16 protein-coding genes are annotated in these 24619 nt (G+C 55.6%); 4 read left to right on the plus strand and 12 right to left on the minus strand.

The genetic code is table 11. From position 1 onward, the window contains the following. The first annotated feature begins 161 nt into the window (after positions 1-161). Positions 162-1745 (plus strand): nucleoside permease, encoded by a 1584-nt coding sequence (locus Pla52nx_RS22610; protein WP_146523847.1) that lies wholly within the window; start codon positions 162-164, stop codon positions 1743-1745. Between the two features lie 91 nt (positions 1746-1836). Here the strand turns inward: Pla52nx_RS22610 and Pla52nx_RS22615 are convergent, their stop codons facing one another. The 7 genes from Pla52nx_RS22615 to Pla52nx_RS22645 all read right to left on the minus strand — a co-directional run bounded on the left by Pla52nx_RS22615 (position 1837) and on the right by Pla52nx_RS22645 (position 11530). After that, positions 1837-4206: a dockerin type I domain-containing protein gene (locus Pla52nx_RS22615; protein WP_197455175.1), complete on the minus strand. Its 2370-nt coding sequence runs from the start codon at positions 4204-4206 to the stop codon at positions 1837-1839. A 367-nt stretch (positions 4207-4573) separates the two neighbouring features. Then, positions 4574-6715, minus strand: coding sequence for a hypothetical protein (locus tag Pla52nx_RS22620; protein WP_146523849.1), 2142 nt, complete (start codon positions 6713-6715; stop codon positions 4574-4576). A gap of 104 nt (positions 6716-6819) precedes the next feature. Next, entirely contained in the window at positions 6820-8577 is a 1758-nt protein-coding gene (locus Pla52nx_RS22625) for an IS66 family transposase (protein WP_342190217.1), read from the minus strand. A 145-nt stretch (positions 8578-8722) separates the two neighbouring features. After that, positions 8723-9070: an IS66 family insertion sequence element accessory protein TnpB gene (gene tnpB / locus Pla52nx_RS22630; RefSeq protein WP_146523881.1), complete on the minus strand. Its 348-nt coding sequence runs from the start codon at positions 9068-9070 to the stop codon at positions 8723-8725. Continuing rightward, positions 9067-9423 (minus strand): IS66 family insertion sequence element accessory protein TnpA, encoded by a 357-nt coding sequence (tnpA, locus tag Pla52nx_RS22635; RefSeq protein ID WP_146523882.1) that lies wholly within the window; start codon positions 9421-9423, stop codon positions 9067-9069. Before tnpA ends, tnpB begins: the two co-directional genes overlap by 4 nt. 883 nt (positions 9424-10306) lie before the next feature. Beyond that, the gene (gene hemP, locus Pla52nx_RS22640) at positions 10307-10507 is read right to left on the minus strand and encodes a hemin uptake protein HemP (protein WP_231742889.1); all 201 of its coding nucleotides are present in this window, start codon (positions 10505-10507) and stop codon (positions 10307-10309) included. A 360-nt stretch (positions 10508-10867) separates the two neighbouring features. After that, the gene (locus tag Pla52nx_RS22645; RefSeq protein WP_146523884.1) at positions 10868-11530 is read right to left on the minus strand and encodes a hypothetical protein; all 663 of its coding nucleotides are present in this window, start codon (positions 11528-11530) and stop codon (positions 10868-10870) included. A gap of 237 nt (positions 11531-11767) precedes the next feature. Here Pla52nx_RS22645 and Pla52nx_RS22650 point away from each other — a divergent pair, with 237 nt between their 5' ends. The 3 genes from Pla52nx_RS22650 to acnA all read left to right on the plus strand — a co-directional run bounded on the left by Pla52nx_RS22650 (position 11768) and on the right by acnA (position 17605). After that, positions 11768-13219 (plus strand): IS1380 family transposase, encoded by a 1452-nt coding sequence (locus Pla52nx_RS22650; RefSeq protein ID WP_342190172.1) that lies wholly within the window; start codon positions 11768-11770, stop codon positions 13217-13219. Positions 13220-13833: 614 nt separating this feature from the next. After that, positions 13834-14703, plus strand: coding sequence for a glycosyltransferase family 2 protein (locus Pla52nx_RS22655; RefSeq protein ID WP_146518709.1), 870 nt, complete (start codon positions 13834-13836; stop codon positions 14701-14703). Positions 14704-14896: 193 nt separating this feature from the next. Beyond that, positions 14897-17605, plus strand: coding sequence for an aconitate hydratase AcnA (acnA, locus tag Pla52nx_RS22660; protein ID WP_146518710.1), 2709 nt, complete (start codon positions 14897-14899; stop codon positions 17603-17605). Positions 17606-19255: 1650 nt separating this feature from the next. Here acnA and Pla52nx_RS22665 read toward each other — a convergent pair. The 5 genes from Pla52nx_RS22665 to Pla52nx_RS22685 all read right to left on the minus strand — a co-directional run bounded on the left by Pla52nx_RS22665 (position 19256) and on the right by Pla52nx_RS22685 (position 24599). Then, positions 19256-19600 carry a hypothetical protein gene (locus Pla52nx_RS22665; RefSeq protein ID WP_231742852.1) on the minus strand — a complete coding sequence of 115 codons (345 nt, stop codon included), beginning with the start codon at positions 19598-19600 and terminating at the stop codon, positions 19256-19258. Positions 19601-19890: 290 nt separating this feature from the next. Then, positions 19891-20730 (minus strand): PilZ domain-containing protein, encoded by an 840-nt coding sequence (locus Pla52nx_RS22670; protein WP_146523692.1) that lies wholly within the window; start codon positions 20728-20730, stop codon positions 19891-19893. Positions 20731-20891: 161 nt separating this feature from the next. Continuing rightward, positions 20892-21452: a molybdopterin adenylyltransferase gene (gene mog, locus Pla52nx_RS22675; RefSeq protein WP_146523691.1), complete on the minus strand. Its 561-nt coding sequence runs from the start codon at positions 21450-21452 to the stop codon at positions 20892-20894. Further along, positions 21452-22582, minus strand: a complete 1131-nt coding sequence (locus tag Pla52nx_RS22680) for a M24 family metallopeptidase (RefSeq protein WP_146523690.1) — start codon at positions 22580-22582, stop codon at positions 21452-21454. The genes mog and Pla52nx_RS22680 overlap by 1 nt, the downstream gene beginning before the upstream one ends. Before the next feature lie 277 nt (positions 22583-22859). Further along, complete coding sequence (locus tag Pla52nx_RS22685) at positions 22860-24599, minus strand: proteasome accessory factor PafA2 family protein (RefSeq protein ID WP_146523689.1); 1740 nt, start codon at positions 24597-24599, stop codon at positions 22860-22862. Positions 24600-24619 lie beyond the last annotated feature (20 nt).

Raw genomic sequence — 24619 nt, forward strand, 5'->3', positions numbered from 1 at the left:
GCCTGCAGGATGCCCTCTTTTTTTTCGGATCCAGCTACCTCGTTGCCACCGCATCGGACACCCGAGATGGGTTAAACTCTGCCCATCAACGAATCATCGGAACCACTGGGTTTCGACTTTGCGACGACATTCCTGCCTCTCTCATTCCCGCCGGTCGATTCATGTCAGACACTCCCGCCGTCAGCCCGAGCCAACAGTCCTCCATCATGTCTCGCTTGTCGGTCATGATGTTCCTGCAGTTCTTTGCCTGGGGAGCCTGGTTCGCCACGCTTGGGCTGGCCATGACCAACAAAAACTTGGGAGCCTTCATTGGCGCGGCCTATGAATCGGCACCCATCGCAGCGATTCTGGCGCCTCTGTTTCTGGGCCTGATCGCCGATCGCTTCTTTGCCTCCGAAAAAGTGTTCGGGTGCCTGATGATTTTGGGCGGGATCATCATGTTTTCGATTCCGCACTACGCCAACGATGCCAGTGCGTTCGCCGACGCATCGCAAGTTCAGATCGAAGAAGCCAACCCGACCTTGGATGCCGAGGCAATCGGGAAGCTGTTTGCAAAACAGCAAGCCGAAGAGAACTCGTCCGGCAATATCCTTGGTTGGTTGATCCTCGCTTACATGCTTTGCTACATGCCAACGCTGGGACTGGGAAACACGATTGCGTTCACCCACATCCCCAGCCAAGACAAGTTTCCAGCGATCCGCGTTTGGGGAACCATCGGCTGGATCGCCGCCGGGCTGCTGATCGGCGCCTCCGGATGGGACCGCACCTTCACCATCTTTTGGCTCGGCGCCATCAGTTCACTTGCATTGGGACTATTCTGTTTTGCGTTGCCCAATACGCCGCCACCGCTCAAGGGCAAAGCGATCAACCTCCGCTCGCTGTTCATGGTCGATGCGTTCAAGTTGCTCGCCGATTGGAACTTCCTCGTGTTCGCCATTTGCTCCACTTTGATCTGCGTCCCATTGGCGTATTACTACGGCAGCACGTCGCAGTACTTGGGCAACACCGGATTTCCGGCGGCGGGTGCAACGATGACTTTGGGGCAGATGTCAGAAATCATTTTCATGCTGCTGATTCCATTCTTCTTTCGACGATTGGGTGTCAAAGGCATGATCCTGATCGGCATGGCCTGTTGGGTCATTCGCTACGGATTGTTCAGCGCCGGTGCGCCGGAGCAAGTCACTTGGATGCTGCTGTTGGCCGTGGCTCTGCACGGGATCTGCTACGACTTCTTCTTCGTCACCGGATTCATGTACACGGACCAAAAGGCACCGGTGGAGATTCGCGGGCAAGCCCAGAGTTTGCTCGTGTTCTTGACGCAGGGAGTGGGAATGTTTTTCGGCTACCGAATCATGGCGGCCGGCAGCTTTCTTGGAATCGATCTGGGATGGAAGATTGGCGAGTACGGAGAGCAAGTCACCACGGCGGCAACCTTGGCATCGGAGATCGATGAAGCTAGAGGTGAAACAAACATGAGTTTCATCGAAACCTTCACCAACATGTTCTCTCGCGACTTGCCCGACGGCGTCGACGATCAATTGCTCAGCAGCACAATGTCGCAGTGGCAGAACTTTTGGATGTTCCCCGCGATCATGGCGGGCATCGTCCTGGTGATCTTTGCCGTCGGATTCTGGGACAAAACCAAGCCACCGGTCGTCGATGCTGGCTCAGACGACGGTTCCGATGGTACGCAACCTTCTGACCCACTGGTCTCTAGCTCTAATCCCTATGAGCCCTCTGCTTAGGCTGCAGACATGTGATTTCGCAACGGATCTGGCGAAGGCTTTCCGATACGGTAGCCGCCTCAGCTCAGAGTCTTACGTCGCGGGCATCTGCTTATGACAACGCAGTCTCTAAGAAGACTGCTTGTGAGATTTCGAGGACGGCTCCGGCAGGTAGCGCCTCAAAGATCACCACATTCACGTCGTTGTCGAGAGGAATCTCGACGGTCACCCAGTTGTCGGACAGAACAGGCACTTGGGTCCTTGAGATCGCCTGTCCTTCATTCTCAAGCTTGATTCCTACACTTCGTGCTGTACTGTCCCCCGCATTGAAATTCGCAAGTCGGAATCGAAGCAGGAATGTGGGATTCACTGCCCTTTCGACCCTGTCGATTCTTCCACCAAACCAGCCGCCAAACTCGCTTCCCGCTTCAAAGCGAATCAATGCATCGGAATCGATCGTCAAGTTTCCCCCGTCATGGAATTCTCCTGGCGCGTAGCTTGCGCTGAGCATGTCAATTCCATCGAGCGCTCCATCAAGCGTCGGCTGGGGCCATTGTGCGGGGGCTGAATTCACCGAAGGGACGATGCTGTTGTATAGATCCCGTATCGCTTGATCATGATTTCGCGTTTTGTAGTACTCGCGTCCGCCGACCACATTGCCGCCCGTCAAGCCTGTAACATAACTGAGGACGTCGACTCCCACGTGGTACGGAGCAATATTGCCATTGTCAATTGCATCGAAGAGACCGTACGGCCCCTGCAGGCCCGGATTATTAGTCAAAACGGTTCCGATGAATGACTGCACCGCGCTGGGTAAGAATTGCATCGCAGACGGCACTGCGTACAATGAGCCGATGCCTCCGTGCAATGGATTCCCGTTGGTCGACAATCCGGCGACGCCGATATTTCCGCGATACTCGTATCCCATCTCGTCGTAGATTGCCGATGCGCTCGCGAATCCTTGACGTCCGTTTAGTTGCGCACTGTCCAAATGGGCGATGAGCGTATTGGTCAGCAGAGGTCCGATCGCGGTATCGACATCGTCAAACGTCTGGCTCGACCAAAACGCTTGGAAAGCTCCCCCTTCGCCTGAGCCCAGCACATCAATCTCGCGGCCTTCTTGAGTAATGTACTTTCTCGTCCTCAATTCTGGGAGGGAGTCGCTGTCAATCAATCCGTTGACGAACAAATCAACCACGGCAGCACGTGCTTCATCCCCAAAGTTATCGAGCACCCCAGTGCTGCGAACTCCAGTGTTTTCATCGATCGAGTGATGCAGGCGTTTGTCGCTGCTTTCTGAATCGACCAGATTCGCCATCCCCTGCCGGACCTTAGCGAGAATTTCATTCGCCGTCTGGTGCAGCAGTATTCCCTCAGGCGTATTGCTAAATCCTGATGCTTCCATCAATCCAATGCCGCTCACCAGATTCGATAGCAGGACGCCATTATCGAAGACATCCGCTGTCGACCTCTGTGGATTCAGACTGCCCGTCATTGGATCAAAGTGTTGCCATACCAGGAGGCGATTTGCGCCTTGTAGATTCGTGATCGATTCCAGCAGTTTTCCGACGCGGGCAACGGATTCCACGCGTTCCGACTCGGTCGTTTGAATGAATCCGGAAATGAGTTGAACATCCGCGCTGAACGCGAAACCGATGGGCGCTGGAGAAACCAGCGCGTCAGCAATATTTCCTGCTGCGTCGATGGAGTCGATTGGCAACGCAGTGTGACCTGCTACTCCGGCACCTGTCCGAAAGACCGACCAGTTTCGTGCCACCTGTTGCTTTACCATCTCGCTCTGGGGTTCCGCAGTAGACGTGATGTCCATCGCAAAGACGGTCTCATTCCCAGCAGCGTCGAATGCGTGGTACTGGATGTTATTGCTGCCTGTTTCAAGTCGAAAGACGCCATACTCGGTGCGTGGAGAATCAACGTTATCTATCACCTCAATCGGGGCGTAGAGAATGGGAGTGTGTACGAGGCCGGTGCCATTGGGTAATTGGGCAAGGTCTACGGAAACGGTAGGAGGCGTCCGATCAATGGTTCCTGCTGCAATTCCCGAGTACACATAATAGAAGTTGAATACGGACTTAAGTCTTAGATCCGCTTGATAGTCTCCGGTGAAGGGTGCATCAACGACGGTGTGCGTCGTGGTTCCCGTCTGAAATGTCGTCAGTTGTTCGCCGACCCGAATTCGCATTTCTGTCGACGTGATCTCCGGCAACTCATCAATTCCCGAGTAGTCGAATCCAATCGCGATGGCATTCGTCAATTCGGGGCCGTCCAGTTCGATCTCGGGGATTTCCAGAGGACCTCTGCCGAGTTGATTGATGACAAGCAATGCATCCAGGGCAGACACGTTACCACTTCGATTGACGTCAAGGTGTTCGCTGTATTCTGTTCCCGGCAGACTATTGATGATCAGCAAAGCGTCTAAGGCGGTCGGACTGCCGCTCCGATTGACATCCAGAGTGGTAAACACTTCTCCAGCCAACATCTGTCGGCCGTCGAGAGCTTCAAGGCGAAGCCCACGTCGTGTGGATCCGACGCGGCAAAGAGAGCGATTTGTGTAAATCCTATCGACTTGTTTCGCTATCTTGCGTAGGACGGCAGATATAAAATTGCGGATTTTGATCGAGACTCGATGGCGTAAGCGGCGGACGTAGTGAGATTGACCCCGAAAAACGAGACGCCTTGTTACCCATGAATTGCTCCTTGGATTCCTCTTTGATCGGCTCATGATTCGCTCCCCAGCGCTTTCGAAAGACTGATAACCTATCCGTTCAGTCCTAAGTTTATGCGCTGTTTTCTGACGAATTCGGTTTTCCCGAACTGCTGTTGCAGAATGATCAAAGTGAGTTCTGTGACTCAAAGGAGAAATAAAAATGGCGATCAGCCATTTCTTTGCTTGAGTCGACTCTGATCAGTGGCGTGACGCCAAAATTGTCCTGCTCGAATGAATTCCGTTCGGTATCGTATTGAGCCCCGATCGCTAGGTCAGCTCGGTCGGACTCTAGCAAGAGACGGATGTCAGGTGTACGTTTGCTTCGTGGTCCATCTCCAGCGGCACGATTCAAGTTTCCATGGATAAAGATCTCGATCGCTGTGGATTGATCCTGCGGGAAGGTTGCATTGTTTTTCATGGTTGGCAAAAAGCTTTGGTTTATCCTCAAACCATCTTTTAGATAGGACCAACTCATACCAGTGGAATCGCCGGTGTCGCCCATCCCACCGGAATCCAGTTCAACGTCGCACAACACATTGGTGCTGATGCGCAGGACAGACAGATCGCCTACAAATCCCTCGGTCAACTCCGGCTTCCATTGCAGGCTGCCGGTTCCGATAACATGTCGGGCAGATGTGTCATATCCAAGTTCGCATTGAAGTTCCCAGTGCCCACGAGTATCGTTTCCCACCACGGTGGAGCCCGTGCTTGTGATGTGGATGACCTGATCGCGAATCGTCAAATCAACGTCATCGACACCACACGCGTCCGCGCCAAGCTGTCCGAAAAAAGGTGTCATGTAAATGGAAGCTCCCCAGCCATCTGGATCGTCGGATGGATGAGGTCGGAAGTTCATCGCACCGGCAGGCGTCCGGACGACAGAGCCGAAATGAAATTTGTCATCTCCCTGACTTACATGCAGTCGATGCTCGACGTTGCCGGTGTCTGCGTCCACCGTTCGTACAATCGAATAGTCTGCGGCAGGAACGACCAGACTGGCTGACAAAAGCCCCCAATGCCTTCGGAAATCATTCGCCACCGCCTTTTGCAGTCGTTGTCTGGAATCATCAATCAGACCGAGATATGCCCCTGCAGGATGACGCTGGTCTGGGAATATTGAAGCGGCATGGGTAACGAACCGACGATCAAACGCGAAAGCGTAGGAAGGGAAAACATGAAATGGTAGTGAAGTCGAACGCCAAAAATTCAAGAAGAATTCTCGCTGTTTCTGAGGCGAAAAACCCATCGAAGCTGGCCCGCTTGGGTATCCGATCATTTTGCAAAGCACCGGCTTATCCTCCGAAAGCTCAACAGCGCGAAAGCAATTGTCTCTGGTCTGTTTCACCACTTCTGACGGATCATTGCTAAGCTGCCACGCGCCTCCCACATCAGGAAAGTACCAGTCACCTATTTCGCGTGCACGTTTTGATCTTTGACCGGAGTACGCCGCGATTGGCGCAGAAAACGTAACCGGTTTTCCTGTCGCGTTACGGAGCTGCGTCATCCATTGAGCCAATGTATCGAATTCGATCAGCTCACCACGAATGTGCCCAACACAGAACGCATCAACAACGCCGGCCTCATTCGCCTCAATTGCCTTCACAAACTCGGCTTCTGGTTTGAATCGAAAGTCGTCCGGAACCGACAGTCCCGCAATCACTTTGAATCCAAATTCAGACGCGATGTAGGGAATTTCACCAAGAGTGTTTTCCATTCCGAAGGTGATCACTCCCGTCACGCCGAGCTTTTTCATTGCCTTGAAATCTTCGCGGATTGAATCCTTCGTGGGAAAAGAGCCGGATAGCGGATTAAATCCAACGGGATCGTACGCCATCCAGTTTTCACCACTGAGCAGATCGACAAGTTGAGACTGCTCGTCGTTCCGCCTTTTCTCGATCCACACGACTGCTGCTGTGGAGGCAAGGGTGAGCACCGAGAATGTGATCAGCCAACGTTGTTTTGAGAACCGGCTCCACAAAATGATGAACAACAGCCCAGTCAACGCAAAGATGATGAAGCCAACCTCTTCACACCAAAGTCGATCAAGAGTTGAAAGCGATACGTGCGCAATCTCACGTGAAATAAGAGACCAAGCACCGGGGAGAACAAAACCCATTAGTCCAAATAGCAAGGACTGGGAGGGCAGAGGAATCGAAGCGATGAATCTGCGCCACGGACTAGTCGTGATCGCGACTGCCTTGGTCACGTCGGAAATCGGATGCGAGTGCGGATTCTTTATGATCTCTTGTGCTTGGTGCAGCCTCATTTCAACAACCTATTCTTCCACACTGTCGAACCAGAAAAGCAAGTTGTCTTGAATGATCCGTAAGCGCCCAACGGCACCATGTGCCGTCGGGGCGGGCGGAGGGTTTATTCTGACTCGGATTGGCTGAGGCGTCGATCGAGTCGGGCTCGGTCACGCCGGGCGTTGCGTTGCCGACGCTCTTCGGCGCGGTAGTGACGAACCGATTCTGGGTGTGACTTAGCCCACGCATCTGGACGCAAGCTCGCGTAGTCGGTGCTGCCAGATAGCAGTGTATCGAGCACGTCTTTGATGTAGGCGTAGACATCCAAGTCATTGCGGATCGCGCTGCTGCACAACGTCATTAAGTCCGCCGTGCGATAACCGGCAGCTACACTGCCGATGAACAGCCAGTTCTTGCGACCCAGCGCAACCTGTTTCATCAACTGTTCGCACTCGTTGTTGTCGATCGGGATCCGACCATCCCCAAGGTACTTCACTAAGCCATCCCATTGATTTAGCAAGTAGCCCTTCGCTTCGCCGATCTTCTCTTTCGTTGACACCTTCGACATCTCGTTTTCCAAGTAGCTACGAAGCAGCGTCCACACCGGCAAAGCGTGCTCTTGCCGAAACGCAAATCGCGCGTCCCAGTCCATGTGGCGACATTGATCTTCCAAATCGTAAAGCCGATTGAAACACTTCAACAACGCGGTCGCATGCTCACGATGATTACCTAACGCATACTCCGCCTTGCGTCGCGCATGGGCAACGCATGCGGCATGGACAACCAAGCCGTTGGAACGCATGTGAATCCCAGTGTTCGCGCCGTAGCAATCGCCAAGTAACGTGCCTTCGTAATCGCGATCAATCAAGAACAGGTCTGGCCCGTCGCGATGTCGACTTACCGTGAAGTCAAACACGTTGATCGGAACACTCACCCCGCGATAGGCCCACATCTTGGCTCGAACACTCTTGGCGTTCTCCTCTTTGGCTTTCGCTATCACCTCCGCAGCCCTGCGGCTCTTGGGGTCGTCTTCGTCAATCTTGGGGATGTCTTTGGGAAGCAGCAACAACACGCCCGTGTCATCACTGCTGATGCAATGATCGGTGCGAACCAAATCGGCCAGATAGGCAGCAAACGGACGAATCAACTTCGCCGCTGCTTCTTGGATGTTCAATAACGAACTGCGAGAAATCGTGATCCCGCAACCAGCAAAAAGATCCTCTTGGCGATAAATCGGCAAGTGATAACTGAACTTCGCGGCGATGATCTCTGCGGCGAAGGAGGTGTCGTAGCGATCGCCCGCGATCAACGATTCGGGCCGTGGCATCTGCATCACGCCTGCATCAGGTTCACCGCTGCGGACGTACTTGGGATAGATCTTCTGCAAGATGTAAACGATTGGGCGACGATAGTGAGCCGTCTCGACGATGTCTTCGCCGATTCGCGTCAGGCCTTCCTTCTCTTCGTCGGACAAGTCGATCAGGACTTGCTTTCGCTCTAAGCTCTCGGGGAATCGCTCGTTACGTTTCCGCCTGCGTGGCTTGGGTTTTGATTTGCCAGTGTTGTTGTTTTCATCGCATGCTTGCTCGATACCTTCTCGCGCGTCAGCAGCTTGTTCGGGTGTGGCAAACTCAAACTTGAGCTGGTCGACATCGTCGAAGCGTTCGCTTTGGCGACCAAACAGACGGCGGATCAGGGCTTCGAGCTGGTCGCGAGATTTACGAAGTTCATCACTGATCGCTTCGTTCTTTTTGATCAGCTTTTGCTTCTCGTCGCCCAGCTTGGCAACTTCTTCAAGTAGCAGCTTGGCGTCGCTTGCGAACTTCTCGTTCTGCTCGCGAAGGACGGCGTTTTGTCGCTCAAGTTGCTCGATTCGGTTCATGCAACCGAAGGTAACGATGTGGCGCAAAAGCGCAAGGGCAAACCGACCAAAGCAACAAAAAAAGAGCAAGTTTTCTTGGCCCCAATCAGACCGTTTGAAAACTTGCTCTTGTGAGTGATGACGTCGGCTTTCGCGTCGGTGCGAATTACGCGGCCTTGAATCGCTTGCGTCGCTTGGCGTTCTCGATGGAGATTCCACCGAGCAACATAGCTAGTTCCGCCGCGTCGATCTGAACGGTCGACTTGCCTTGGTCAGTGATTCGCTCAAACGTTCCTGACTCCAATCGCTTGTACCATAGTGCCAATCCGTCGCGATCCCAGTAGAGTGCTTTGAGCTTGTCTTTGTTTCGGTTGATAAACAAGAAGAGGCTGCCGTCGTTGGGTTCCCGATGCAACGAATCTCGAACGATACCGGCTAGTCCACAAAAGCTTTTTCGCATGTCGGTGGGCTGGGAGAACAGGAAGATGTCAGTGTTGGTTGGCAATGCGATCATGGCATGTGTTCCTGCTGGGCAAGTGAGAGCGATCCGCTAGTCTGAATTCTCTCGATGACGGCCAGCAGGATGTCGATTCGCTGTGCTGGGATTTCGATGACGGCTCCGACGGTCAGGCGAACTCTCAGAGGCGGTTCGTCATCGATTGACTCGCTCGGGAGAACTTCAACGGGCAGGAAAGTCTGCCTCGGTTGATCAGTTGCTTGCGAGAGTTCTCGCCGCCATTTGTAGAACGATGCGGTCGAGATTTGTTGTGTGTCACAAAACCGAGCGATGCTCAATCCCGAGTGTGACTGGCGAGAGATCAATTCTCGCCAAGCCTGCCGCAGGGCAGGATCCGGTTTTCGCGCCATGGTGGACTCCGTGTAGGCGGGGCAAAACCCGCCAAACTAAACCGGCAGTCAAGATGAAACCTACGTGCGCTTACAATGATCCGGTAGATAGGGGCACCAGCGATGACAATTAAATCCAAGGATTCGCCTCGCTCCACGAGACCAATGCGGCTTGCCAAGCTATCGAAGAATGCTCGACGCGTAATCGGTCCCGGTTGTGATCGAAAGCAGTGATTCCAACCAGCAACGACTGTTCGCAGAAAATCAATGATGGCTGGCGTGAGCAGCGGTTCGGGGGCTCTGTCCATTTCAAGGATTCGACGAAATGCGCATAGGATCGGCAACCGAGTATCAACCTGGGTGAGGTCAAATTGATAGGGCACTAACAGATGCAGCGATTGGAACTTTGACAACTTCATGCTTCCATCTCTCACTCCGTCAGAATATGTGCTCGGTGCCATTCCAACCTGGATCGCTGCGTCACCCTGTTTGGGGAACGCTGCTCGCTTCGGCAGCTCGGTCAGATAGCGTCTCGTGTCTGGAATCAGCAAGTCCCTTCTTACCGATTCCCAAAAGACTCGATGGATATTTGCCATGTTTGCGTCGTAGATGCTGCTGATTCTCGCAAGCCGCTCTTCGTACTTCTCTTGAAATTCCCTGTTCTCCACACTTCGCTCCAGTCTAAAACTGGTCTTTGGCTGGCGGTCACGTGACGGCGCGAAGCAGTGATCCTATCAAAAGCAGATCCTCAATCAGTATTCCCACAGCAATTATTAAATGCCAACGTCGACGCCCTCATTCGGAAATCCCGAATGGACACGCTGAAAATGACTGTGCGCACCTCTGATCTGAACGAGTTTCAGATGATCTAGACGAACTCGCTATTGTGCGTTGCCCGAACCAATCATTTGGTCAGGATCAGTTTTCCCTGACGGGTGCTTTGCAGGCGATAGAGTTTGCCTTCGTACTCGATCCAGATCTCGTCGCCGCAGCGGGCGAGGTCGGTGAAATGCACGATCTTTGGACTGAACGGGGCTGCCCGGTCCGCAAAATCAGCGGTAAGTCCTTCGGGGACGGAGGATGCCGGTTGTTCGGGAGCAGTCATAAGTCGTTCAAAGATGGTGAGTTGCGCAATCCGCATGCTTTAACGCACCCATTGTTGCGGAAAAAGAACTCCAATGCAATACTTATTGAGAACGAATCGCAATAAGTCCTTCCGGGCCGACGACGCTAACGCTGAACTGTTCTAAGCTTGGTGTTGTGTCTTCTTGGGTTTGCAAGTTCATGTCCCTGCTGCCGGCGCAGCTGGCGGCCCCAGTGAGCCTCAGGCGCTAGCCGTGGGCCTGTGGCGGATTGTGGTGCCGGCCCACGGCTAGCGTCTGAGGCTCACTTTGATTGCGATGCATGGAACGAAAACATGGACTGAAAAAACAATCCCACACCCCCCAACTTTGAGCAGTCCACGCTAACGCCACAGCCATTGGCGAAATCCCTGGACGACTTGATCGCTGCGGCTGAGGCCTTGCCAAAGGACCATGGCCAGTAGCGTCAAGGCGATGAGCAACATCACGCCGCCGTTGCGAAATCGCGTTCCCGGTGTCTTTTGAATGGCTTGTCGAAACAACCCCATCAACTGATGCCAAAACTCAACCGACACCACCGGCTCGAACGCTTCGATCGTCGCGTGATCGAGCGACCGATGGCCGGCCACCCGAAGCCGAACACCGAGCTTGGGCAAGTGAACTTGCAAGGCTTGCTCATCCACCGTCGTCGTCGAATCCAACTTCTGAGCGGCGTCGACCAAGGAACCAAAACATTCCGGAGCGGTGCGGCCGTAGACGACCAAACGTGGTCGAGCTGTGATGGCAAAGAGCAACACCAGCAAGGTGTAAAACGAGAGCAACGCACCCCATACCCAAACGCCAAAGAATCCCGCCGCTGCATTTGGAAAGAATAGCTCGCCGGGTCCCACCGCGATCAGTCCCGCGATTGCGAACCCCAACGCCACAATGTCGCGGGCTCCGGTTGTCACCAACACCAAACCGCTGATGCGGATCAGCCCCAGCACCAGCAAGTAGCCCACCAGCGGCAGTAACGCGAGCAACAGGACGAAGGGTGGAATGTTCATGACTCAGACGGGGACACAGGTCGCATTGGGCCGGGACACAGGTCGCAATGGGCTCAGAGCAACACCATAACACGCGGGGTCTCTGGACGCGATCACACGCTGAAATCCTGATGCGACGTCCGGCTAGCCCGGATATTGCATCCGAAAATTTGTTTCCCCCTATAGCGCAAGAGCCTTAGTCCTGGTATGCATTGGAGTTACAACACTTCACACATCCCAAGCCCAAGGCTCTCGGCAATGACAAAGCGTAATCGAAAACGAGCTGCACTGAAACGCCTCCGTCGCCAAGCTGTCGAGTTTGATTTTGATGGCGGAACGCTCACGTCCGACGCCGGATTGCTACTGCTTCGCGAAGTCGATCAACGACTCGGCCTGATCCGCCGAGTCGACGCTTGTATTGCCGATCCACGCGATCCTATCTACACCGCACATCCGCAGGCCGAGATCCTGACCAGTCGTATCTTTGGAATTGCGGCAGGCTACGAGGACGGCAACGATCACGCCCACTTGCGGCATGATGCAGCCTTTCAAGTCGCTGCCGGACGCACGCCTGCACAGAATGACTATGACAGCGACGAACACGTTCCTTTGGCCAGTCCGTCAACGCATTCACGTTTCGAAAATCGTGTCGATCGCAAAGCGATGCTGGCTATCCACGAAGAAATCGTAAACACCTTTCTGGACAGCTACGAGAAACCGCCCGAAGAAATCACCTTGGACTATGATGCCACAGATGATCCGACGCACGGCAATCAAGACAAAAACTACTTCAATGGATTCTACGACGGCCACTGTTTTCTGCCGCTGTACGTGTTCTGTGGCTATCAGTTGCTCGTCGCCTACCTACGTCCCAGCAGTTTTGGCGCAGCCCATCACGCTCGCGCGGTGACCAAACTGCTGGTTCAAAAGATTCGTTCGCGATGGCCGGAGACGAAAATCATTTTACGTGGCGATGGCGGATATTCTGATGAAAGACTCATGCGTTGGTGCGATAAAAACGACGTCTACTATGTCTTCGGATTGCCCAAGAACAACGTCTTGATCCGCAATATTGCCTGCGAAATGACCCGTGCTCGACTTGAGCATTTGAAATTTAAATCCACGCGAACGCTTTTCAAATGGTTCCGTTATCGCACTCAGGAAACATGGGACCGTCATCGCTGGGTTCTCGGCAAGGCGGAGCACGGCGACAAGGGAGCCAACCCGCGTTTCGTCGTGACAAACCTGCCCAGTGCCCAAGGGATCGTCGAGCCGACTTATCATCGCCCTCGCGTGGACGGCAAACAGGTTCGACAAATCCTCGATCCTGGAACGATCTGCAGTGTTGCTTGGAACCCGAAGGATTTCTATCGAGAACGTTATTGTCAGCGTTGTGAAATGGAGAATCGGATCAAGGAACAACAGATGTGTTTGTTTGCCGATCGAACCAGCTGCACAGACTTCATGGCCAATCAGTTTCGTTTGATTCTGTCGTCGTTGGCGTATGTGTTGGTCGACGGAATCCGCCGGTTGGCACTTCAGGGCACTACACATGCTCGGATGCGTGTGGATACGATCCGCTTGCGTCTGTTCAAGATTGCCGCGCGAGTGCGCGTGACTTGTCGGCGAGTGATTTTTCACCTTCCGACTCACTGCCCTAGCGCGAGTCTCTTTAACGAAGTCATGGCGCGTCTTTGCCGAAGCGACTAAGGGCGGCAACCCTCGAGGAAAACGCAACCACGAAGCGAATCATTCGCTTGGGGGAGGGGGGGCCTTCTGCGCGGCGCTGCGAAAGCCCCCATCAAAATCAAATCATTTCCCAAAAGCGGACGTATCGAACTCGCAACCCCGCGTCAATAACCGATGGATGCAATATCCGGGCTAGTGTCGTGAATTGACATTGATTGGAAAGGAGGCAAATACCAGCACGAAGCGCAAGCGAGTGAATAAATCGCCCTGAATCACTCGCTTGCGCGTCGTGCGGGTATCAAAGCTCAACTCGCGATTTTGGCACTAAGGAACGCATCATCAAAAGATGCCGTAATGGATTTCGCCAGAAATCCTGGGCGAAAGGAATTCTGGCGAATCCCACTACCAGGTGCGACACGAAATGGTTCATCGTTCCTAACGACCTTTCCCCATTGATTCGTTCGTCACAATCTGTTTCTTCAAATCGGCGGCGAGAATTGTTCGGGGGATGTGGTGCCCTATCGGCAGAATTGGTCCTGCGACCACTTTTCGTAAGGCACATTCCAACGGAGGCAACTCGGGTCCAGGCAGCAACCCGAATATTCTAACCCAGATATCTTCACGCAACGAAAGCCATGGACAGCACTCGCCCCAACGCCGCCGCGACCGCATCCCCCTCAACCGTCCCAGCACATTGCGTTATTACCGCGACGCCCTGGGGCGACATCGCCAAACGGTTAGAATCGACAGCCGAGCTGTTGGAACAAGCCACAGCGGGGTTGGCGAGCTCATCGGACTCAAACGTGACTCGCTCCGCCCCCACATGCACGCTGACCGTCATCATCCCGGTATTCAACGAACGGGAAACATTGCCGGTTGTCCTGCAGCGTACCGAAGAAGTCATGCCGGCCGACGCTGAACTGATCATCGTGGACGATGGCAGCACGGACGGAACCTGTCAGTGGCTGCAACAGTTACCAGCTAGTCCACGTCGCAAGGTCATTTGCCGTCGCAGAAATCACGGCAAGGGCTCCGCCGTTCGGCTGGGCATTCGCCACAGCCAAGGTGACGTGGTTGCGATCCAGGACGCCGATCTGGAGTACGACCCGTTTGATTTGCTGGACGTGATCAAGCCCATTGCGGAGAACCGAGCCGACGTGGTTTACGGGTCACGGTATTTACGCCAGTCAGATGATCCGTCCGTACTGCATCGATTCGGCAATTGGTTGTTGACAGCGTTGAGCAATCGGTTGACCGGCCTGAAACTGACGGACATGGAGACATGCCACAAAGCGTTCCGCGGTGACCTGATCCGTTCGATCCCGTTGCGGGAGTGCCGATTCGGATTCGAACCCGAGATCACGGCCAAGATCGCGGCCCGCAAACAGCGTGTGTTGGAGGTGCCCACGGGCTACGAATGCCGTGGATACGACGAGGGAAAGAAGATCGGGTGGCGGGATGGCATCGCGGCATTGGCCTGCATGTGGCGATATCGCCCCCGTTAGGTCCCAGAAGGGCGGCCAGCGGTCGGCAATTCGCATTTTGCGAGCTTGCAATCGATCGGGGGACGACAACGCCTGCGCCGATCGATAAACTGGCGGCCTGTCCATCAGCCCGCTGAGTCGGCGCCCGCTGCGCAAGAGCAGGATCGATTCTCTGGCTGAGCCACGTCCGCCAGCCTGACCAGAGAACACCGCTGTGACTTTCGATCCGTTTAACGCTCGTGACCAATTTGATACCGGCAACGGCTCCGCCACCATCTTTCGGCTGAGCAAGCTGCAGGAGGCCGGGCTGGGCCAAATCGATCGAATGCCGTTCTCGATTCGAGTTCTGTTGGAAGCCGTGCTGCGAAACTGCGACGACTTTCTCGTCACACAACAGGACGTCAAGAATCTGGCGGCATGGAACGCAGCCGATCCGGCCAAACAAGAGATCCCGTTCAAGCCCTATCGCGTCGTCCTGCAAGACTTCACCGGTGTCCCCGCCGTCGTCGACTTGGCCGCCATGCGATCAGCGATGCAGCGGATCGGCGGTGATCCCAAAAAGATCAACCCGCTGATCCCGGTCGACTTGGTCATCGATCACAGCGTGCAAGTCGATTTCTTTGGTACCGACGCGGCGCTAGGAAAGAACGTTGACATCGAATTCCAACGCAACCGCGAACGCTATGAGTTTCTGCGTTGGGGTCAACAAGCCTTTGACAATTTCCGCGTCGTCCCTCCCAACGTCGGGATCGTTCACCAAGTCAACTTGGAATACCTCGCGTGCGGCGTTGCCCTGGTCGACACGCCCGACGGTCCGGTCGCCGTTCCAGACACACTCGTCGGGACCGACAGCCACACAACGATGATTAACGGACTGGGCGTGCTCGGTTGGGGTGTCGGCGGCATCGAGGCGGAAGCCAACATGTTGGGCCAACCGTTGTACATGCTGATGCCCGAAGTCATCGGATTTGAACTCACCGGCGCACTGCCAGCCGGTTCGACCGCTACCGACATGGTGCTGCGTGTCGTCGAGATCTTGCGTGAGGAAGGCGTGGTGGGCAAGTTCGTTGAGTTCTTCGGCACCGGCATGAACACCATGAGCGTGGCCGATCGCGCGACGATCGCCAACATGGCACCCGAGTACGGTGCGACGATGGGATTCTTTCCCGTCGACGACGTCACTCTCGATTACATGCGTCAGACGGGACGCACGGAAACGCAAGTCCAATTGGTCGAAAACTACTGCAAGGAACAAGGCCTGTTCCGTTTGGATGACGGCCCCAAACTCACCTACACCAAGACACTCTCGTTGGACTTAGGAACCGTCGAGCCAAGTCTTGCCGGTCCAAAACGCCCACAAGACCGCATCGCGTTGCGTGACATGAAACAGGCGTTCAACGATTCGCTCACCGCACCGATCGGCAAAGCCGGTTTCGGACTGGCGACCGAAGCACTCAAGCATACCGGTACGGTTGAGAATAACGGACACTCCAGCCAAATCACGCACGGTGCCGTCGTCATCGCCGCGATCACATCGTGCACCAACACCAGCAACCCATCCGTGATGATCGGCGCCGGCCTGTTGGCCAAGAAAGCGGCCGATCGCGGATTGCAAGTGCCTGGGCACGTCAAAACCAGTTTGGCTCCCGGTTCACGCGTCGTCACCGACTACCTAGACAAAGCCGGTTTGACGGACAGCTTGCGTGCGCTCGGTTTCCACACCGTCGGCTACGGCTGTACGACTTGCATCGGCAACAGCGGACCGCTGCCCGAACCCGTCGCCGCGGCCATCAAGAGTGGTGACTTGGTCGCGTCGGCCGTGTTGAGTGGCAATCGCAATTTCGAAGGCCGCGTGAACCCGCTGACCAAAGCCAACTACCTGGCCAGCCCGCCACTGGTCGTCGCCTACGCCCTTGCCGGCACCACCGACATCGATCTGTTGAACGAACCCTTGGGCACGGACAGCGACGGCAAACCGGTGATGTTGAGCGAGATCTGGCCGTCGGCGGAAGAAATCCGCGAGACCATCCTGACCAGTATCGAACCCGACATGTTCATCCAGCAGTATGAGTCCGGTGTGACGGGTAACGAAATGTGGAACTCGATCGAAGCCGCCACGGGGGCGATTTACCCCTGGAGCGACGAGAGCACCTACATCCACAACCCGCCGTTCTTAGACAGCGTCACCGGCGAAGCCGTCCCGTCGATCGGACCGGTCACCGGCGCACGATGTTTGGTGCTGCTGGGTGATTCCGTAACGACCGACCACATTTCCCCGGCCGGTGCGATCGCAACCGACGGTCCGGCGGGCAAATTCCTGCAGAAGTGTGGCGTTGAGATCCGTGACTTCAACAGCTTCGGCTCACGCCGCGGCAACGACTTGGTCATGGTTCGAGGCACCTTCGCCAACATCCGCATCCGCAACCAACTGGCACCTGGCACGGAAGGTGGCGTGACCCGCTACCTGCCGACCAACGATGTGATGAGCATTTACGATGCATCGATGCTCTATCAATCCGAGTCCACTCCGCTGGTTGTGCTGGCGGGCACGGAGTACGGAACGGGCAGCAGCCGAGACTGGGCCGCCAAAGGAACGATGCTGTTGGGGGTCAAAGCCGTCATCGCTGCCAGCTATGAACGCATTCACCGCAGCAACCTCGTCGGCATGGGAGTCCTGCCACTGGAATTCGCCGACGGCGCGACTTGGCAATCGTTGGGCATCACCGGCGAAGAATCCTTTGACATCCCGGACCTCTCGGACGACCTGGAACCGCGTAGCACCATCAACGTGACGGCGACCAACGCGGACGGAAAGTCAATCACGTTCCCCTGTGTCGTGCGAATCGATACCCCAGTCGAATTGCAGTACTACCGCAACGGTGGAATCCTGCCGACCGTGCTGCGAAACCTGGCCGACAATTGAACGCAACGGCCTACAGTTAAGCGGCCTACACTGGACTGCTCAAAGTTTGGGGTTGACATTGTTTTTTCAGTCCATGTTTTCGTTCCATGCATCGCAATCAAAGTGAGCCTCAGGCGCTAGCCGTGGGCCGGCACCACAATCCGCCTCAGGCCCACGGCTAGCCCGGATTATTCATGCGACTCACTACAGTCTTCGCAATACGTTTGCAAGAAACGGTTTACGCGGATTGGCACGAAAACAGTCTGCGCATATCAGCCGCCACGCGATAGCGTCCGGTTCTCACGCCTGTAATCGGGAACCGGACGCTATCGCGTGCCGGCTAATGAATAATCCGGGCTAGCGCCTGAGGCTCACAGGGGGCCACCAGCTGGACTGCTCAAAGCTTGGGGTTGACATTGTTTTTTTCAGTCCATGTTTTTGTCCCATGCATCGCAATCAGAGTGAGCCTCAGGCGCTAGCCGTGGGCCGGCACCACAATCCGCCTCACGCCCACGGCTAGCGCCTGAGGCTCACTGGGGGCCACCAGCTGGACTGCTCAAAGCTTGGGGTTGACATTGTTTTTTTCAGTCCATGTTTTTGTCCCATGCATCGCAATCAAAGTGAGCCTCAGGCGCTAGCCGTGGGCCGGCACCACAATCCGCCTCACGCCCACGGCTAGCGCCTGAGGCTCACTGGGGGCCACCAGCTGGACTGCTCAAAGCTTGGGGTTGACATTGTTGTTTCAGTCCATGTTTTTGTCCCATGCATCGCAATCAGAGTGAGCCTCAGGCGCTAGCCGTGGGCCGGCACCACAATCCGCCTCACGCCCACGGCTAGCGCCTGAGGCTCACTGGGGGCCACCAGCTGGACTGCTCAAAGCTTGGGGTTGACATTGTTTTTTTCCAGTCCATGTTTTTGTCCCATGCATCGCAATCAGAGTGAGCCTCAGGCGCTAGCCGTGGGCCGGCACCACAATCCGCCTCAGGCCCACGGCTAGCGCCTGAGGCTCACTGGGGGCCACCAGCTGGACTGCTCAAAGCTTGGGGTTGACATTGTTTTTTTCAGTCCATGTTTTTGTCCCATGCATCGCAATCAGAGTGAGCCTCAGGCGCTAGCCGTGGGCCGGCACCACAATCCGCCTCACGCCCACGGCTAGCGCCTGAGGCTCACTGGGGGCCACCAGCTGGACTGCTCAAAGCTTGGGGTTGACATTGTTTTTTTCCAGTCCATGTTTTTGTCCAATGCATCGCAATCAGAGTGAGCCTCAGGCGCTAGCCGTGGGCCGGCACCACAATACGCCTCAGGCCCACGGCTAGCGCCTGAGGCTCACTGGGGGCCACCAGCTGGACTGCTCAAAGCTTGGGGTTGACATTGTTGTTTCAGTCCATGTTTTTGTCCCATGCATCGCAATCAAAGTGAGCCTCAGGCGCTAGCCGTGGGCCGGCACCACAATCCGCCTCAGGCCCACGGCTAGCGCCTGAGGCTCACTGGGGGCCACCAGCTGCGCCGGCAGTAGGGACATAAACTTGCGCAAACCCAAAAAGACACAACACCAAACTTTGAGCAGTCCAGGCCTAGGCTGAGCAAGCCCATCGCGCGTTGGCGGACGAAGTGGACACGCCCGCCAACGACGTGGAACGTCGAGCGACAATCGCTGGGCAACCGCCAGACTCAAGAATCAGTCGGTTGATCGTCCGACGATGCTGTCGCTTCTGTCGCCTGCTCATCCGATGCGCTAGAATCGGATGCGTCGAGTTCCGGCGTCGTGGATTCAGAATCCGCGGCCTGAGTATCATCGCCGGCCGCAGCCTGTTTCTTGAGCTTTCTCTCGGCTCGCTTTGCCTGATGCTCTTCTGCGATCCGTTCGATCGATTTGATCTCGTCGGGGCGCTCTTTCCCAAACTGCGTGAGGTACTGTTGCTCGATGAACTGAGGCAAGGGGACTTTCCACGGTTGATTGGTGGTGTCCGCATACGCTGCGAACCGTTTCGGGGACAGTCCTAGTTCGCGTGCCATTTGAATGTGAGCGTGAGAGAGCCGAAACTTTTTTCTCGCCTCAATCCAAGGGCGAAATTTGTTCGGAATACGTTTCTTCTTGGCCACGGACATCTCCAGCAGTTTCACATCGGTTCGGAATTCGGACGGTAATGTAGTTCATCAGCCGCAACGCGATAGCGTCCGGTTCTCGAAAATGGGCGGAAGCACCGGGCTGTGGAGACGGCCGAGTTAGTGACCCACAAGGCGTAGGCGGATGGGCTAACACCACGCCCGGTGCCTGACCGAACGATCATCATCCGACGCGACGATTAATCTCGCGTGAAGGCTTTTGTCAGAATCTGCATTCTGGTCAGCAGCTCGTCGTAGTCGAGTTGCTGAATTGCCGTCCATGCATTGGTTTGTGACAGGCCGAAAGCGAGAATGGTGACCGATGCAGCAACAAGGACGCTGCGTCGTATCCATCGATGTACGGTGACAGTTCGTGCCGTGGGAACCCGATCGGGGTCGTTCTCCTCTAGAACACGGGCAATCACCTCTGGGAGATCCTTTTTGGTGAACTCCACCCCCACGACGTAGGTGTCAGCGTCTTCGGTCTGCCAAACGGATTTGGCATTGATCACCAACTCATCGCCTCCATCGGGAGTCATTCGGATCCGCAAGCGTGTCGCATCCGGGATGGGGGTCTTCGAGATAATCTTCAGACCGCCTGGCGAGCAGTCACAGACCGTCACATCGACTTCGCCCGCTTGCAACTCCCAACTCATGTGGGCAGGTTGAGTCCATGGGACGCGTCCGTCGCGTCGACGATCAACGACGTTTTCGCGAGCCAGTGTTTCCAGGATCTCGTCGGGAATCTTTTGAGTCAATTGGCAACCGATGACAGACTGCCCGGCAACCCAAGGCTCGACACGTCGAACGATTCCTTCGTAGCTGCCGTGCGAGCGTTCAGTCTTGAGTTCGACGACAAACGTCTCACCGATCGCGAACTTGCCTTCGCACAGCAAACGCAGCCCGCTGGGCGAGATGTCGATCACAGTGCCGTGATGCATCTTGTCGCCTTTGACGAGGGTTTCGCAGTGCAGGATGTGTCCGGCACGCGTCTTGAATCGACGTTCGCGTCTTCGGCACAGTGATTTCTCGTTTTCCATTTTCCGCTCACAACCCCCGTGATCTGACCTTTATCTCTTGTCAGATAGCTCAGCGTTTCGTGTGTCTGTTGGCGTACATCGCGCCTGCGATACAAGATGTCGACGTTCCAACCACTGGTGTTCCGGTTGTGCGGCATGTAGCACATCCAACAGCATCGGTTTCACCGCTTTGGACGAAACGCAACCATCACACTTGCGTCGGTCGTTAATCGCGGTCCGTTCATTAGATCGATGCAATAGGGAACTGCGGGAAAGACAGCATCGAGACATTCTGCGATCGCTTTGGGTTTCCCGGGCAAGTTGATGATCAGCGATTCACCTCGCAGTCCAGCAGTCTGGCGTGACAAGATCGCGGTGGGCACTTTCTCCAAGGAGGCACGGCGCATCTGCTCGCCGAATCCCGGCATCATGCGGTCACAAACCGCCTCGGTCGCTTCCGGAGTCACATCGCGTCGTGCCGGACCGGTGCCCCCCGTGGTCACAACCAGGCAGCAACCGTGCACGTCGCACAGATCGATCAGCGTTTCACGAACGGTGCTCTCCTCGTCAGGTATCACACGCAAAACAGGTTCGAACGGCGATGTCAAAACCTTGGTCAAATACTGGACGATGGCGGGGCCGCCCAAATCCTCGTACTCACCTCGGCTCGCCCGGTCAGAGACGGTGACAACGCCAATGAGTGCGACAGAACTTTCCGTGGGATCGTTTTTGACGCCACTCATCATTTCCAATCCAAGCCTTCGTGCAGTCGGTTCAAGTTCAACGCGTCTCCATCCGTCACGACCAGCATGTCTTCGACTCGAACGCCACCATCGTTGCGGCCATAGAGTCCGGGCTCGATCGTAAAGACTTCGTTTTTCAATACGGGCCCGCCGCCGGTATCCAACAAAATCGGTTCGTGGACATCCAATCCGATCCCGTGCCCCGTGCCGTGTTGAATGCTGGGGTGATCCGTGATGGTTCCCCGGGAGAGCGGATAACCAGATTCAACCAACACGTCTTCGGCGGCTTGATGAACATCTCCCGCAGGAGTACCCAACTTCAGTTTTTGAGTCGCTGCTGCCTTGGCACGAACCACAGCTTGGTGCATCGCAACGACGGTATCCGACGGCGAGCCGTTGACCACTGTTCGCGTGCAGTCGCCCCAATAGCGAGTGGATTCATCCATGGGAAAAAGATCAACCACGACCGGAATCTCGGTTCGAAGTGGTCCGTCACCCGCATGATGGCAATCGGCAACGTGAGGAGCCGTCGCGACAATGGCGCCGTGAGACATCGAAAACCCACGCTTCATGAATTCCACACCGGCAATCGAACGGACGCGTTCGCTGGTCAGCCTCCCACCGTCATGCTGCAAGATTCCGTCTGCGGAAACCGAAGCCCGCGCGATCATTTCACAAATCATTTGCATCACCGATTCGGTGGTCGATTGAGCTGCCGTCAGTGCTTCGATCTCAAAGTCCTGCTTCGACCGCCGATCCAGAACGCCCAGTTCCGCGTCGTAGCGCACCGAGATACCCGCTTGCTGCAAATGCCATGCAAAGATGAACGGGAAAGTGCGATCACCGGTCACTTCACCAATTCCATTCTTTTTCAGCCACTGCGTCAGCGCTTGCGCGGTCGCCGTTTCACGGTCCGCATCCAAACCAGAGTCGGGCGCATTATCGGCCGGGCAAGTCACCAAAGTCGCGGCACTTCGCTGTCGCACCCGGTCCATCTCCAAATCGCGGACCAACGCGATTTGCCGACCGTCCAGCTCGATCCATGCAGCCGGATCGCCGAGTGCCACTTGGGTGCGTCGAAAGAGAGTCGGATTGCGTGCTGCAATACCCGCAAAGACCTTGACTGACATGTGTTTGAGGACCTGCAAAAAAGGGAGGTAATGTACGTCATCCGTTTGGGACGTGCGAAAAGTGAATGCCCTGTCTCTTTGCAAAAAACACGCGGAGCGATGATTGCTACGTGGATTTCGCGATACTTATTTCCCGCTCGTCCCTTCAGGCAAATTCACTCGCTTGCGCTTCGTGCTGGTATCTGCGGCGGTGTCAGCCGGGGAAGCTGACCATAGGGATGATAACAGCAAAGTCGCCATCGAGGGCAGAACCCAGCCGCGCACCTGGTGAAACCTTCTATTGGGTTGAATCCTGTATTGGGCGATCAAAGCTGACTCGTTTTCGCTCGCTGCCTGAGCCCCACAACGCGTAGCCCCACTCCGATCTGAGCGAATCGCCGGCACCGCCGAATTCGCGGATCACCCATCCACGTCGCGCGGCGCGTGAGTTCGGCGGCGGATATTTTCGGCGCATTCGGATCTGATCAGGATCGACAAGCTGTAGTTCTGGATTGGTTCTGGCCAGTTTTCGATGGTAGCCTTGCTCGGACAATTCGTGGTACCGCAAGTCGGTCTTTTTGCGTGCCGCCCAACCCACGTCGGAATCCAGTTGGTCCAGCATCCAAAGCTTCGTGAGCCAATCGACGCTGCCCAACGCGGATGCGGTGTTGCCGGCATCCTTTCTGAAATCGGCAACGGCATCGAACAAGCGGTTCCAACGCTCGATCACCACGGGGGCTTCGCCCCTGAGCGCGGAATCGACCGATTCGACGAACGAACGTGCGGCCCGCAAGTAGTTCTTTTGAATGTCCAATGCTGACGACCTGCCGGTACGCGTCGGCACACGAGTGACGAGATTCCAGTCACTTGCCAAGTCGTGCAATGCCGTGATCGGACGTTTCAGAACAGGCAGATCTTTTGTCGCTCCAGCCTCGATCATGTCCAAGACCAGCGACACCGAAGCAAACTTGACGTACTCGGCCAGATCGCAAAGGTTGGAGTCGGAGAGCCCGATCTGCAGTCGCTGCCTCTTGGCAAACATGCTGCGAGTAGAACTCAGTGACACGATGGACTTGGCACAGAACTGATCCAACCAATGACCAAAAACAAAGATGGGACGTTCACCTCGATAGCTGCCCATGTCCGCGACCACATCCACCGCGATCGCTTTGGCGCTCAATCGATACCTGCCGTCGTGATCCAAATCCCCTGAACCGCAAAGTGAGACGCGAGAAACCAGCAGCGCTGTCAAGTAGCGACGTTGATCGCGAAAAGCGATGTGGCGGCAAACGAACCGGAGCACCACCACGGAGGGAAAGTGGATCAGCCTGAGGCACCCGACCGCAATGAGTTGAACCGGACGCGCCAGTGTTTCGAACAATTCTCTCGGATCGGCATCGACCGGAATGTTCACGCCCCGCCGTCGGTGGCCAAAGTATACCGCGAGATAGAGGCACAGCAAAACGGGCAGTGAAGCGACAAGAATCGCGCACTGCATCAACCACAGCAGGGCCACAAACAGACGATAGATGAGCAGCATGGACCCGCGAGCAACGACGGCTTCGTAGTTTTCCTGGCAGCCGTACACGTGTCCCAATGCGTCGGAGCTGTTTTTTAAAACTCGCAAATCGATATCGAGATCGATGCTGTTTGCCGCGTTCTCGACCAAGTCATCGATGGACCGTTGACAGGCCAGCAATTCCGCCGGACTGGACACCTCCGGCGTAGCGATCTCGACCAATCCACCGGGTAGCGTGTACATCGACGGATGAGACTCAAACGTCACGGCCCCGCCACTGGCGAGAAACATTTGCTCTCGATCGTAGATTCCATCGGCGGTGGGTTGATCTCGACGGATCGCATCGCACATCGCTTCATAGACTTGCTTTGCCGAGGGCAATGCATCCCGCGGTACGTCCTGCTGATCCAAGACCAGCGTCGCATACTCGGTCTCCAATCCGATCAATCGCGAGACCAAACACTGCGTATCACCCTGATCGCGTTGGGGTGCCGCGTCGACAGAATGGTCTGCAGGCATCGGATGGTTTTTGGATGTCG

The sequence above is a fragment of the Stieleria varia genome (assembly GCF_038443385.1).
Taxonomy (GTDB): Bacteria; Planctomycetota; Planctomycetia; order Pirellulales; family Pirellulaceae; genus Stieleria; species Stieleria varia.